Origin of the sequence: Flavobacterium piscinae, from assembly GCF_004122145.1 — a bacterium.
Taxonomy (GTDB): domain Bacteria; phylum Bacteroidota; class Bacteroidia; order Flavobacteriales; family Flavobacteriaceae; genus Flavobacterium; species Flavobacterium piscinae.
Window position 1 is genome coordinate 1 of the sequence record NZ_SBKQ01000019.1, and the last position, 13372, is coordinate 13372.

The following is a 13372-nucleotide window of genomic DNA, read 5'->3' on the forward strand; positions in this document are numbered from 1 at the left end:
GCGGTTAAGGGACTCGCACCCTCTAGAAAAATAACACCCCGAGAATTAGTTTTTGTAATCCAAATTTGTATTTTTGAACTATTTGAAAAGCTTTCGGGGTGTGTCCTGCGGATGCAGGGCACACACACCGTGTATAATTAATGGCTAGTTCTAGCCTACTTACGAAAATCCTCACGGGTTTTCAATTTGGTTATTATTTACTAAATTAGGTGCTTAAACCACGCCACTAATCATACACAAGAAACGTTGCAAGTAATTTGAGAAACCTATGAGAAACCTAATAATAATTTCAATTTTATTTTTGAGTTTAAGTTGCAAAAGTCAATGAAACCCAAAATAAAAATTTGATTTTCCCTGAAAACATAGTTCTATCCGATACTTTCTCTGAGCAAATTAAAGAACAGAAAAACGAGTTTTATAGAATATTTAGAAAAGATACAACGAGAATTAAAAGTTATTCTACCGAATTTATTTTAGACAAAATTGATAACAGTAAAGAGTATCAATATATTTTTGAATCTGAATATTGGCTTGCTTTTAATTACAAAAAAATGATTCCCGAATTAATAAAACGGATAACAAATAATAAAGAAATCGGATTAATAAACACAGCGGATTTAATTATTTGGGAACGAATTGAAAGTGGAGATTTGAAATTTTATGGTCACGGTGGAATTGCTTTTGATGATTTATTTAAGATTTCTGGAAGAGCAAATCATTTATTGAAAAATATCACTGGAGAAGATTTCGGAAATGTAATGATGAATACTTCTCAAAATGAACTGACTGAATTACAAAACAAATGGATTGAATGGTTAAGTAAAATATAAAAACTACTGGCAACAATGTAAATACAAAATAGTAGTAAATTCAACTGATGTAGCCCGCTTCAATTTATCTTTAACTTGACAGGAAAGTGCCACGCATTCGGCTTATATTCTTATACTTACCGTTGTTCAACCTTAAAAAACTCTCAACTTTCAATAAAATGAAAAATAAAAAAAGTGAATGGAGAAATGAATCAAATCACTTTTTAAAAAATAGCACTATCCCCTTTTCCTTCTCGTATCACCACCGGTTCGCCTTCCGATAAATCAATAATGGTGGAAGGTTGATTGTCGCCATAACCGCCATCTACAACCACATCCACGAGGTGTTGCCATTTTTCAAAAATGAGTTCGGGATCGGTAGAGTATTCCAATACTTCATCGTCATCGTGAATGGAAGTGGACACAATCGGATTCCCTAATTGTTTTACAATTTCAAGTACAATGTTATTGTCAGGGACACGAATACCTACTGTTTTTTTCTTTTTAAATTCTTTGGGTAAATTATTATTTCCGGGAAGAATAAATGTGTAAGGACCCGGCAGTGTTCGTTTTAAAATTTTAAAAGTAGGTGTATCAATTTGTTTAACATAATCGGAAAGGTTACTCAAATCTTTACAGATAAAGGAAAAATTTGCCTTTTCCAGTTTGATGCCTTTTATTTTGGCTATCCGTTCTAAAGCTTTCGTATTCGTAATATCGCATCCCAAACCATACACTGTATCGGTAGGATAAATGACCAATCCGCCTTCTTTTAAAACTTTAACTACTTTGGCAATCGCAGCTTCATTTGGATTTTCGGGATATATTTTAATAAATTGAGCCATGAGACAAATTTAAACAACTAAATAATTATACAAGCTAATTACTGAGGTATTTTTCTAAATAAAAAAACCCTACCGAAGCAGGGTTTTAAAATTTTATGCAGTGGAATATTATTGCTCAGCAACAATTTCGTATGGCAATTCAATTACAACGTTTCTGTGTAAACGAACGGTTGCATTGTATTTTCCTGTTCTTTTTACAGTTCCGGAAGTAACAAACTTTCTATCAATCGCGTGTCCTGCTTTTTCTAAAGCCTCCACAATATCGATGTTTGTGATTGAACCAAATAATTTCTCACCACCTGCTTTGGCAGTAATTTTGATATCCAAAGCTTTTAATGTTTCAGCTAATTTCTTAGCATCATCCACTAATTTTTGCTCTTTGTGAGCTTTTTGCTTTAAATTCTCAGCCAATACTTTTTTAGCAGAAGGAGTTGCTAATGTAGCGAATCCTTGAGGAATTAAAAAGTTTCTTCCGTAACCCGGTTTTACTGTAACGATATCGTCTTTAAAACCTAAATTTTGAACGTCTTGTTTTAAGATTAGTTCCATGTTGTTGTCCTTTTTTTGTAGAAGTTAGCCCGTCCATGACGAGGCAACAACTTAATTAATTATTATTTTAATAAATCCGCCACATAAGGCATTAACGCTAAATGTCTTGCTCTTTTCACAGCAACTGACACTTTTCTTTGGTATTTTAAAGAAGTACCGGTTAAACGTCTTGGTAAAATTTTACCTTGCTCGTTTACAAATTTCAATAAAAAGTCGGCATCTTTATAATCAATGTATTTAATACCTGATTTTTTAAAACGACAATACTTTTTAGTTTTGTTTGTATCTATGTTTAAAGGAGTAAGATATCTGATATCCCCTTCTTTTTTTCCTTTTGCTGATTGTTCGATTGTTGACATCGTAATTACGCTTTAACTTTTAATTTTTCTCTTCTTCTCTCTGCCCAAGAAATGGCGTGTTTATCTAAACTTACCGTTAGAAAACGCATAATTCTTTCGTCACGTCTTAATTCTGTTTCAAAACCTAAAATTGCATCTGCAGGAGCTTTGAATTCGAATAAATGGTAAAAACCACTTTTCTTGTGTTGGATTTCATAGGCTAACTTTTTTAGTCCCCAATCCTCTTTGGATACCATCTGTGCCCCTTTGGCGGTAAGAAAATCTTCGAATTTGCTTACTGTTTCCTTTACCTGTTGTTCAGATAAAACGGGATTCAAGATGAAAACAGCTTCATAATGATTCATAATAATTTACTTTAAAATTGTTAAATTGGGTGCAAAAGTAAGAAATTATTTTTAAATCACAAGCTCAAACCATAAATAATCGACATAAAGCAAAAAAAAACGAAAAAAATTAGTTTTTATCGATGAAATGCATTATGTTTGTTTCACCAAATCTATAATAAATCGAATTATGAAACTAAATTGTGTCGTAGTCGATGACAGTTCTATCCAAAGAATGATCATCACGAAGTTAGTTAATAATCACCAAAATTTACATCTTGTAGGTGATTTTTCTAACGCAATTGAAGCAAAGAGTTGTATGTCCATACACTCTGTTGACCTTATTTTTTTAGATATCGAAATGCCTATTATCAATGGTTTCGATTTTCTTGATGGTTTAAAAAACAAACCACAAATTATTTTTATCACTTCAAAAGCGGATTATGCCGTGAAAGCTTTTGATTATGATGCCACCGATTACTTACAAAAACCAATTTCCGTTGACCGTTTCGATTCTGCTGTAAAAAGAGCAATCGATATGCACAAATTGAGAAATGAAGTGACTGAAGAAGAAGGTGATTACATCTTTATTAAAAGTAATCTGAAAAAACTAAAAGTATTCACTTCAAAAATCAAGTGGATTGAAGCGTATGGTGACTATGTAAAAGTGGTGACCGACGAAGACAGCAACTTGGTGCTTTCTACCATGAAATCGTTTGAAAATGATTTATCGAAAGACCGATTCTTACGTGTACACAAATCTTTTATTGTGAACATTGATAAAATTGAACGATTCAACAGTAAGTTTGCCGAAATTGGTGTAACCAAAATTCCTTTAAGCCGAAACAAAAAAGACGATTTGAAGAAAGCTTTAGCAATTGCCTAACCAAAATCAACATTTACTACAAGCTTTACAGATCTATATTGCGAAATAACATCAAAACTATTCAGTACTTTCTGAATAGTTTTTTTTGTGCCTTGTAACGAAACCGAATCCGGGATTTTGATCACAATGGTTCTGATGTATTCATTTCTGATTTTGCTCACCGCCGGTTCCTCCGGTCCTAAGACAGGCATTTTCAGCTGTTGACTCAATACCTGGTATAACCACATCGAACTTTCTTTCACTTTTTCATATTCTTTATGACGAAGTGTTATTTTTATAAGCTTGAAAAAAGGAGGATATTTAAAAATCTGTCGCTCATACAACTGTTCTTTAAACATACCTATATAATTATTGTGTGTCACTTGTTGAATGGTATTGTGATTTGGATTATACGTTTGAATCACCACTTTACCTCTTTTATCGGCTCTTCCTGCCCTACCCGATACCTGTGCCATCATTTGGTAACTCCGTTCAAAAGCTCTGAAATCAGGAAAATAAAGCATGTTATCCGCATTTAGGATTCCCACCAAACTCACATTGTCAAAATCCAATCCTTTGGCTAACATTTGCGTACCAACCAAAATATCAACTTCTCGATTTTGGAATTTATCAATAATTTTATCGTAGCCAAATTTTCCACGAGTAGTATCCTGATCCATGCGTTGGATTTTTTTGTTGGGAAATAAAGTCGCTAATTCCAATTCAATTTGTTCCGTTCCAAAGCCTTTAGTGGTTAAATCAACACTGGAACATTGGTGACAATGAGTTGGTTTGGCTATTGAATGTCCGCAATAATGACAACGCAATTGGTTTTTAAATTTGTGATAGGTTAAACTCACATCGCAATTCGGGCATTGCGGAATGTGTCCGCAGGTCATGCATTCCAATAAAGGAGCATATCCTCTTCTGTTTTGAAACAGAATCACTTGTTCACCTAATGTCAACGCCGTAGTGATTTCCTCAATTAATGTATCGCTAAAATGTCCATTCATCCGTTTGCGGAAATAGCTGTCTTTTAAATCAACCAAAATTACTTCCGGTAAAGGCGTGTTATTGTAGCGTTCAAAGAGTTCAACCAACGCATATTTTTGATTCTCTACATTATAATAGGTTTCCAAACTGGGTGTTGCGGAGCCCAATAAAACTTTGGCCTGGTGAAATTTAGCCAAAACTGTCACTGCATCACGAGCATGATAACGTGGAGCCGGATCGGTTTGTTTGAAATTTTGTTCGTGTTCTTCATCCACAATCACCAATCCCAATTCGGAAAAAGGCAAAAACATGGCTGACCGTGCACCGATGACCACCTGTGCTTTTGGAGAATTTTGAAGTACTTGATTCCATACTTCCACCCGTTCATTATTGTTGTATTTGGAATGAAAAACCGCTACTTTATTGCCAAAAAACTTTCGCAAACGAGAAACTAATTGCGTGGTGAGTGCAATTTCGGGCAAAAGAAATAAAATCTGTTTGCCGGTTTGCATAGTTTCTTGGATGAGTTTGCTGTAAATTTCTGTTTTACCACTGGAGGTTACACCGTGTAACAAACAGATATCTTTGGTTGTAAAATGGTTTTTAATTTCATCCAAAGCCTTTTGTTGTGATTGACTTAAAGTGAGGTCTTTTGCATTTTCAACTTCATTAAAATCGGTACGATCTTGAATGAGGTGGTATTCTTCAAATACTTCTTTTTCAATTAACTTTTTTAACACACTTGAGTTGGAAGAGGTAAAATCAATAAGTTGTTTCGCAGAAATTGGTTTCTTTTCTGAAACATGTAACTGAAAATAACCTAATAAAAGTTCTTTTTGTTTTTCAGCTTTAATGGAATTCAACAGTTCATTCAAACGTTCATCTGTTGAAAAATTCTCATGAAGTTTGATGTATTTGACTAATTTCGGTTTATACGATTCATGTATTTCTTCTTGGAGAGAAACAACACTTTTGTCAATTAATTTTTGAAGAAGAGGTAAAACATTTTTTTTGTTGAGAATAGAAACAACATCATTCACTTTCAGCGAACTTTGATATTGAAGAGCTTCAAATACTAAAAATTCATCATCAGTTAACGTTTTTTCATCAACTAATTCACCTTGTTTTAATGAAATAACCGTCTCACTTTCCAACAAAAATCCGGAAGGTAAGGCCGCTCGATATACTTCGCCAATGGAACACATATAATAGGATGCAATCCACTGCCAATGTTTTAACTGTACTTCATTTACAATTGCATTTTCATCCAGAATTTGATGAATTTCTTTCGCTTCGTATAAAGTCGGTGGATTTTGATGGGTTTCAATGGCAAGAGCCGTATACATTTTACTTTTTCCAAACGGAACGGCAATTCGCATGCCGGGTTTAATATACTTATACTCCGTTTCCGAAACTTGATAAGTAAAGGTTTTATCGAGTGCCAAAGGCAAAATAACTTCAACGAAGTGGGACATATTCAGGCAATTAATTCATTAAAAAGCATTTAATCAAAAAGATTTTTCCTTTTTAACTTGTTGATAGTGGCATTCAATTCAAAACCAAGCAGCAGAATCATGCAATTAATCCAGATGTAAAACATTAAAATTAAAAGTGTTCCGATAGAGCCGTAAAGTTCGTTATACTTGGCAAATTTTACAACATAAATTCCAAAAACATAGGAAGATAACAGAATTAAAATAGTCGTAAAAACTGAACCTATACTAATAAAAGAAATCTTTGAGGTTTCTTTTGCTCCAAACTTGAACAGTAAAGAAGTTGTGATTAAAATCATTAAAATTACAAAACCATAACGGGTAATTTCAATCAGAGAAATATTAGCATCAACAATTTCGTGAAGTTGTATTTTTTGAATTATTACCTCTGAAACGACGATGGCCGCAACGGTAACAATTAGAATAAAGGAAAAAAGCAATGACATCGCCAATGCAACTATATATTGTCTGATAAAACTTCGTGAAATGGTGATGTGATAAGACGTTTCAAATCCGCCTAAAATAGCATTAATTCCGTTAGACATCAAAAAAATGGAAAGAATAAAACCTGATGAAAGAAGTCCTTTATAACTATTATTTAAAATATCATCAATAATGGTTTTTATGGCTTCAAAAGTAGTAGGTGGAACTCCTTCAGATACAAATTTTAAAAAATCATCTTGAAAGTTATCAATCGGAATAAACGGAATCAGGTTTAATATAAATAACGCAAACGGAAACAAAGCCATAAAAAAACTAAACGCGATGGCTCCGGCACGATATGAAAAAGCTCCTTGTGCAATTCCGATGATGTATAATTCCATTAAATCATAGAACGACAAACCTTCTAACCAGGGAAGTTTAATGCTCTTCATCAACCGAACCAGGTGGTTAATGACCGGTATTTTTTCCAGTTTTTGTTCTATTTCTACTGACATGTTTTGTCTAAGTCAATTATTCTAATTAAATTTTATTTTGGAACGCGGATAAAACGGATTTACTTCGCAAAACGCTGATGAAAACGGATTTATTTTCTTAATTACTTCTACTACTGAAAACCGCTCCCGAAGTCTCGGGATGAAAACTGCCATCTCTAAACTCCAAACTCCCGTCTCCCATCTCCCATCTCCCAACTCCCAACTTCTCCCTAAAAAGCCTTCAAACTCAAATCCATATTATACACCGAATGCGTCAAGGCACCGGATGAAATATAATTCACACCACATTCCGCATACTGACGGATAGTGTTTTCATTGATGTTTCCTGAACTTTCGGTTAAACATTGGTTGCCAATTAATTTCACTGCTTCTCGCGTTGTTTCATAATTAAAATTGTCTAATAAGATTCGGTAAACGCCACCACTTTTCAAAATTTCCTCCACTTCATTTAAATTTCTGGCTTCCACTATGATTTTTAAATCCAATTGATTTTCGGTTAAATAATCTTTTGTTTTTTGAATCGCTTTTGCAATGCCACCGGCAAAATCATTGTGATTGTCTTTTAACATAATCATATCATATAATGCAAACCGATGATTTTCGCCACCACCAATCTTCACCGCCCACTTTTCTGCTGCTCGAAATCCGGGAGTGGTTTTGCGAGTATCTAATACTTTAGTAGATGTTCCTTCCAATAAATCAACATACATTTTTGTTTTGGTGGCAATGGCACTCATGCGTTGCATGGAATTGAGTACTAATCGTTCTGCTTTTAAAATCGATTGCGAACTTCCATACACATGAAAAACAATGTCACCGTAATTGACAAAACTCCCGTCTTGAATAAAGGTTTCTACTTCTAAATCGGCATCCACCTGTTTAAAAACCATTTTAGCAAATTCTACGCCGGCTATAATTCCTTTGTCTTTAACTAGTAATTTTGCTTTTCCGGTTTCTGATTTTGGAATACAAGCTAAGGAACTGTGATCGCCATCGCCAATATCTTCTCTGATTCCGTTTTGTATGATGCGTTGAAGTTCGTTTTGAAATTGGGCTTCTGTAATCATAAATATAAATGTATCGAATGGCTAAAATAGGAAATCGTTTCGTTTTTTTGATACTTTTTTACATAAAAAAAACCACGAAATTCGTGGTTGTATTCTTTATTTACTATGAAATTTATTTCTTCTTCTTTACTTCGCAGGTACTTTTTCCAACCAAAGCATAAAGCGGACAGAATGTAGCAAAAGCTGTAATGATTAAAATTAAACTTACGCCTAAAACAATCCATTGCACTAAATTATTTTCAATGGCTCCGGACATAAAAAGAATTAACAGAATAATGCCAAACATTACTCTTACAAAGCGATCAGTATTGCCTACATTTTTTTTCATAATCATTAAATTAATTGTTTTTGGATTATAAAAATAGAAAAAAAATGTTATAAAATTGTATATTATACAAATTTAGTTCGCTTCAACTATCGGTCCGTTCCACTCAGAAATGCCTCCCAATAAATTATAAGTCTTTTCAAAACCGAGCTGTTGCATGACTTGACACGCTTTTGCACTCCTACTTCCGGCATGACAATAAACGTAATACGTTTTTGATTTATCTAATTCTTCGATCAAATAAATAAACCCTTGTCCTTTATATATATCGATGTTGATGGCGTTTGGAATAATTCCCCTTTCAAATTCTTCCGGTGTTCGCACATCAATAATGATTGCGTTTTCATCGTTTTGAGCTTCTGCCCACCATTGTTGTTGTTGTAGATTCATTTTTTTGAGGTGCTAATTTACTTAGGTACTAAGGTGCTAAGGTACTAAGGTGTTATGATTATAAAAAGGCAAATCTAGTAAATTTACCTTAGACCCTTAGTACCTTAGCAACTTAGAACCTTTTCTTATGCTTTTATCGAACAGCCAATCGCTTTAGTTGTTTTTACTTTCACATCTTGATTTTTCAATAAGGCATCTACGGCATTTTGAACATATTTTTGTTCAACAGCGGTTTCATCACTGTGATTATCGTCGATTGCACCGATGTATTTTACCACATTTCCTTTGTCTGTTTTTTGTAAAACATATACATGAGGTGTTTTAGTTGCTCCATATTGTGGATAAATTTTTTGTCCATCGTCAAACAGATAAGGGAATGTGAATCCTTTTTCTTTGGCACGAACTTTCATTTTATCAAAACTATCGTCTTTTTGTTTCTCCGGATTATTGGGGTTGATGGCAATGACCGGATAACCTAACTTTTTGTATTTTTTATCTAAATCGATAATTCTGTCTTCATAAGCTACAGCATACGGACAATGATTGCAAGTAAAAATGACAATAAAACCTTTGGCTTCTTTATAATCTTTTAGCGAAACCATTTTATTGTCTACATTTTTTAAGGAAAAGTCGGTGGCAATTGAACCAATTTCGTAACCGGCTGGTTTAATTGTGTTAAAAGCCGTTATCAAACCGGCAGCAAGCAATAAAAAAGCAATTTTGAATTTTTTCATAGTTTTTTATTTAGTTCATAAATGATATTATTTGTGTTTCTAATTCTTCTTCTGTGAACGACTGTTCATAAAATTTACGTTTGTCATTTCTATAAATAACCGTGGCCGGAATGGCTCCTGTCCACTCTTTGGCTACTTTTTCAATCCAACTATTGGCATCGGGATCATTGAGCACGACAATTTCGGCTTGTAAATTTTTGTTTATAATAAATGGAATCACGCGACTTTCAATCATTTTAGGAAAATCTAAACTTACCAAAATCATTTTGAATTTTTCGTTTTTGTATTTTTGATTCAACTTTTCAAAATACGGTAGTTCTTTTACACAAGGCACACACCAAGTGGCCCAAAAATTAATCACATAAAGGGTGTCGTTTTTTTGATTCAAAAAAGATTGCAATCCTTCAAAATTATAGGAATTCAAAGCAATTCCATTTTTTTCATATACTTTTAAAGGCTTATTCTGTGAAAATCCCTCCACTGTAATAAAAAAATGAATTACAATAAAAACTACACAATATTTAATAGTTGGCATCATCTAAGGATTATAATATAAAATTAAACCTTCCTCGTCCCTCACAAAAATCTTTAACAAAAATTTAATAGACATTTGTATATACAATAAAAAAATAGCATTACATTTGTACATACAAATTTTGTAATTACAAATGAAAATAGAAGAAATCATCAAATCCAATTCACCCATCAGCATTGAAAAGCGGACTGTGTTAAACATCATGTTCACTCAAAATGTGGTTGCAGAGGCATTTAATGAAATTTTAAAATCCTTTGATTTGTCTGTTGAACAATTTAATGTTTTGCGAATTCTTCGTGGCCAAAAAGGAAAACCGGCCAACATGTGTGTGATACAAGAACGAATGATTGCCAAAACCAGTAACACTACCCGATTGGTAGATAAACTACTTTTAAAAGGTTTAGTAAACAGAGAAGTTTGCGAACAAAACAGACGCAAGATGGAAATCACCATTACTGAAAAAGGATTAAATCTATTAGCTGAATTAGACCCGAAAATTGAAGCACACGAAAAATTATTTGGTTATAATTTAACTCCGGAGGAATTAGAAAATTTGAACAATTTATTAGAAAAATACAGAACGATTTAACTTAAAAAAAATGAGCGACTTTATTACCAATCAAAAATGGCGTTATGCCACCAAAAAATTCGATGCCACCAAAAAAATTTCCTCGGAAGATTTAGAAACATTAAAAGAGGCAATTCAATTGAGTACTTCTTCTTATGGATTACAACCTTACAAAATATTTGTTATTGAAAATCCTGAGTTAAGAGCCAAAATTCAGCCAGCTGCCTGGGGTCAATCGCAAATTACAGATGCGTCTCAGCTTTTAGTCTTCGCAAATATTACTAACTTTGGAGAAACTGAAATTGACAACTACATTAACCTAATGGCAGAAACCAGAGGAATTACTGCTGAAAGTGTCAAAGGTTATGCCGATTTTATGAAAATGAAAATTACAACTTTACCGGAAGAGCAGAGAAATACATGGACATCTAAGCAAACTTATTTGGCATTAGCCAATTTAATGAATGCAGCAGCAGAATTAAAGATCGATGTCACACCAATGGAAGGTTTTGAACCGGAAAAAGTAAATGAAATTTTAGGATTAGAAAAATTAGGTTTACATGCTTCTTTACTTGCTACTATTGGTTACCGTCATGAAGAAGACGCAACGCAACATTATAAAAAAGTGCGTAAACCCAAAAATGAATTATTTATCAATTTATAATCAATAAACCTTAAACAATGAAATCAATGAAAAATTTAAAAACAATTGCCCTTACATTATTTGTTGCGGCTACCACGTTAACAGCGTCTGCTCAGAACAAAAAAATCAATGTGGAAAAAAGTAAAATCACGTGGATTGGTAAAAAAGTAACCGGTCAACATGATGGTACCCTTAATTTTAGCTCAGGAACATTAGTTTTTGATGGGAAAAAATTAAAAGGCGGTTCATTCGAAGTAGACATGACCTCTATTACTGTTGCCGATTTACAAGCAGGTAAAGGAAAAGAAAAATTAGAAGGACATTTAAAAGCCGATGACTTTTTTGGTGTAGACAAATTTGCAACTTCTACTTTAGAATTTAAAACAATAGCTGCAAAAGGAGGCGATGTTTATACTGTTACTGCTGATTTAACCATCAAAGGAAAAACCTTACCGGTTACTTTTGATCTTGCTATTGGAACAGGAACAGCCAGAACATCTTTTAAAGTGGACAGAACGAAATACGATATCAAATATGGTTCGGGTTCATTCTTTGATAACTTAGGAGACAAAGCAATCAACGATGAATTTGAATTAACTGTATCGTTAGTTTACTAATAAAACAAGTGGGAAAAATTGCTATATCCTGATGCGAAAGTGTCAGGATTTTTTTTTGTTTTATAGTTCAATTTATTGCTACTTTTACTTTTCTAAAAAGTCCTATGAAAAAAGTAGTTATCATCGACAATTACGACAGTTTTACCTATAATTTAGTGCATTATTTAGAGGATTTAAATTGCTCCGTAACCGTTTATCGCAATGATGAATTTGAAATTGATGAACTTGAAAAATTTGATAAAATCTTGCTTTCACCCGGTCCGGGATTACCTGCTGATGCAGGCTTGCTTAAGCAAGTTATTACAACTTATTCCAATTCGAAAAGTATTTTAGGCATTTGTTTAGGACTTCAAGCAATTGCAGAAGTGTTTGGTGGTAATTTACTCAATTTAAACAAAGTACATCACGGCAAATCTTCTGAAATTACCATAGTATCAGAAGACGAACTTTTTAATGGATTGCCAAAAAAAATTGAAGTGGGAAGATACCATTCTTGGGTGATGAATCCGAATTCCATTCCGGAAGTTTTAGAAGTGACATCAGTTGATGAGGAACTACAAATCATGTCTATCAAACACAACTATTTAGATGTAAAAGGGGTGCAATTTCATCCGGAAAGTATTTTAACACCGGATGGAAAAACCATTTTGAAGAATTGGTTAGAAATGAAATAATATTTTAATATTTAACATTCTCTTGTAACTTTTTGTAAAACTCCACGTATAAAAATTGTAAACCAACCAAAACTTAACTTATGGAATTTCTTGAAGGATTAGATCCGTTATTAAAAAGCTATTGGTATATTGCCTTGCCAACAAGTTTGTTTTTTTTACTGCAAACGATTTTAACTTTTATTGGATTTGGGGGTGCCGACGCAGATGTTGATATGGCAGAAGGACACGATGTGGCAGATGCACCTTTTGAATTGTTTTCACTTAGGAACCTCATCAACTTTCTTTTGGGTTTCAGTTGGACCGGTATTTCCTTTTATGACAGCATCGAAAACAAAACCATTTTAATAATTATTTCAGTTGCAGTAGGAATAGTTTTTATTGCTTTGTTTTTTATTCTAATCAAACAAATCTTAAAATTAGGGGAAGATAATTCCTTTCAATTTGAAAACACAATTAACCAAACTGCCACTGTTTATCTTACCATTCCTGAATCTAAATCCGGTGTCGGAAAAGTCCAAATCAGTGTAAAAGGTTCCTTTCATGAATTACAAGCCATGACCGAAGCTTCCGAAAAAATAATCACAGGAAGTCTCGTGAAAATTAAAAGTGTTGAAAATAATATCTTAATCGTTGATAAACTTTAAA

Annotated in this window: 18 protein-coding genes; 7 read left to right on the forward strand and 11 right to left on the reverse strand. The window is 33.3% G+C overall.

Annotated elements, in window-relative coordinates:
* The first annotated feature begins 344 nt into the window (after positions 1–344).
* Positions 345–830 (forward strand): hypothetical protein, encoded by a 486-nt coding sequence (locus EQG68_RS14320; protein ID WP_129465576.1) that lies wholly within the window; start codon positions 345–347, stop codon positions 828–830.
* A 203-nt stretch (positions 831–1033) separates the two neighbouring features.
* On the opposite strand, the gene EQG68_RS14325 is transcribed toward EQG68_RS14320, so the two are convergent.
* From EQG68_RS14325 to rpsF, 4 genes are all read right to left on the reverse strand, one after another.
* Positions 1034–1654 (reverse strand): L-threonylcarbamoyladenylate synthase, encoded by a 621-nt coding sequence (locus EQG68_RS14325; protein ID WP_129465577.1) that lies wholly within the window; start codon positions 1652–1654, stop codon positions 1034–1036.
* Positions 1655–1762: 108 nt separating this feature from the next.
* Entirely contained in the window at positions 1763–2203 is a 441-nt protein-coding gene (rplI, locus tag EQG68_RS14330; RefSeq protein WP_129465578.1) for a 50S ribosomal protein L9, read from the reverse strand.
* Between the two features lie 62 nt (positions 2204–2265).
* On the reverse strand, positions 2266–2562 hold the full coding sequence (rpsR, locus tag EQG68_RS14335) for a 30S ribosomal protein S18 (protein ID WP_112087383.1): 297 nt from the start codon (positions 2560–2562) through the stop codon (positions 2266–2268).
* Positions 2563–2567: 5 nt separating this feature from the next.
* Positions 2568–2906: a 30S ribosomal protein S6 gene (rpsF, locus tag EQG68_RS14340; protein ID WP_129465579.1), complete on the reverse strand. Its 339-nt coding sequence runs from the start codon at positions 2904–2906 to the stop codon at positions 2568–2570.
* A gap of 169 nt (positions 2907–3075) precedes the next feature.
* Here rpsF and EQG68_RS14345 point away from each other — a divergent pair, with 169 nt between their 5' ends.
* Positions 3076–3771: a LytR/AlgR family response regulator transcription factor gene (locus EQG68_RS14345; protein ID WP_129465580.1), complete on the forward strand. Its 696-nt coding sequence runs from the start codon at positions 3076–3078 to the stop codon at positions 3769–3771.
* Here the strand turns inward: EQG68_RS14345 and priA are convergent.
* The 7 genes from priA to EQG68_RS14380 all read right to left on the reverse strand — a co-directional run bounded on the left by priA (position 3768) and on the right by EQG68_RS14380 (position 10225).
* Positions 3768–6218, reverse strand: a complete 2451-nt coding sequence (gene priA / locus EQG68_RS14350) for a replication restart helicase PriA (protein ID WP_129465581.1) — start codon at positions 6216–6218, stop codon at positions 3768–3770. The two genes, EQG68_RS14345 and priA, sit on opposite strands and share 4 nt — an antisense overlap.
* A gap of 29 nt (positions 6219–6247) precedes the next feature.
* Positions 6248–7174: a YihY/virulence factor BrkB family protein gene (locus EQG68_RS14355; protein WP_129465582.1), complete on the reverse strand. Its 927-nt coding sequence runs from the start codon at positions 7172–7174 to the stop codon at positions 6248–6250.
* A gap of 209 nt (positions 7175–7383) precedes the next feature.
* Positions 7384–8241 (reverse strand): carboxylating nicotinate-nucleotide diphosphorylase, encoded by an 858-nt coding sequence (gene nadC, locus EQG68_RS14360; RefSeq protein ID WP_129465583.1) that lies wholly within the window; start codon positions 8239–8241, stop codon positions 7384–7386.
* Between the two features lie 112 nt (positions 8242–8353).
* Positions 8354–8569 (reverse strand): YgaP family membrane protein, encoded by a 216-nt coding sequence (locus EQG68_RS14365; protein ID WP_129465584.1) that lies wholly within the window; start codon positions 8567–8569, stop codon positions 8354–8356.
* 72 nt (positions 8570–8641) lie between these two features.
* Positions 8642–8956, reverse strand: a complete 315-nt coding sequence (locus tag EQG68_RS14370; protein WP_129465585.1) for a rhodanese-like domain-containing protein — start codon at positions 8954–8956, stop codon at positions 8642–8644.
* Positions 8957–9081: 125 nt separating this feature from the next.
* A complete protein-coding gene (locus tag EQG68_RS14375; protein WP_129465586.1) occupies positions 9082–9690 on the reverse strand; it encodes a thioredoxin family protein in 609 nt (202 codons plus the stop codon).
* 10 nt (positions 9691–9700) lie between these two features.
* Positions 9701–10225, reverse strand: coding sequence for a TlpA disulfide reductase family protein (locus EQG68_RS14380; protein WP_246011770.1), 525 nt, complete (start codon positions 10223–10225; stop codon positions 9701–9703).
* A gap of 133 nt (positions 10226–10358) precedes the next feature.
* Here EQG68_RS14380 and EQG68_RS14385 point away from each other — a divergent pair, with 133 nt between their 5' ends.
* The 5 genes from EQG68_RS14385 to EQG68_RS14405 all read left to right on the forward strand — a co-directional run bounded on the left by EQG68_RS14385 (position 10359) and on the right by EQG68_RS14405 (position 13371).
* A complete protein-coding gene (locus EQG68_RS14385; protein WP_129465588.1) occupies positions 10359–10814 on the forward strand; it encodes a MarR family winged helix-turn-helix transcriptional regulator in 456 nt (151 codons plus the stop codon).
* 10 nt (positions 10815–10824) lie between these two features.
* Positions 10825–11457 carry an NAD(P)H-dependent oxidoreductase gene (locus EQG68_RS14390; RefSeq protein WP_129465589.1) on the forward strand — a complete coding sequence of 211 codons (633 nt, stop codon included), beginning with the start codon at positions 10825–10827 and terminating at the stop codon, positions 11455–11457.
* Positions 11458–11483: 26 nt separating this feature from the next.
* The gene (locus EQG68_RS14395) at positions 11484–12053 is read left to right on the forward strand and encodes a YceI family protein (RefSeq protein WP_187347470.1); all 570 of its coding nucleotides are present in this window, start codon (positions 11484–11486) and stop codon (positions 12051–12053) included.
* A gap of 104 nt (positions 12054–12157) precedes the next feature.
* Positions 12158–12727, forward strand: a complete 570-nt coding sequence (locus tag EQG68_RS14400) for an anthranilate synthase component II (protein WP_129465591.1) — start codon at positions 12158–12160, stop codon at positions 12725–12727.
* An 80-nt stretch (positions 12728–12807) separates the two neighbouring features.
* Positions 12808–13371 (forward strand): NfeD family protein, encoded by a 564-nt coding sequence (locus tag EQG68_RS14405; protein WP_129465592.1) that lies wholly within the window; start codon positions 12808–12810, stop codon positions 13369–13371.
* The last annotated feature ends 1 nt before the right edge of the window (position 13372 follow it).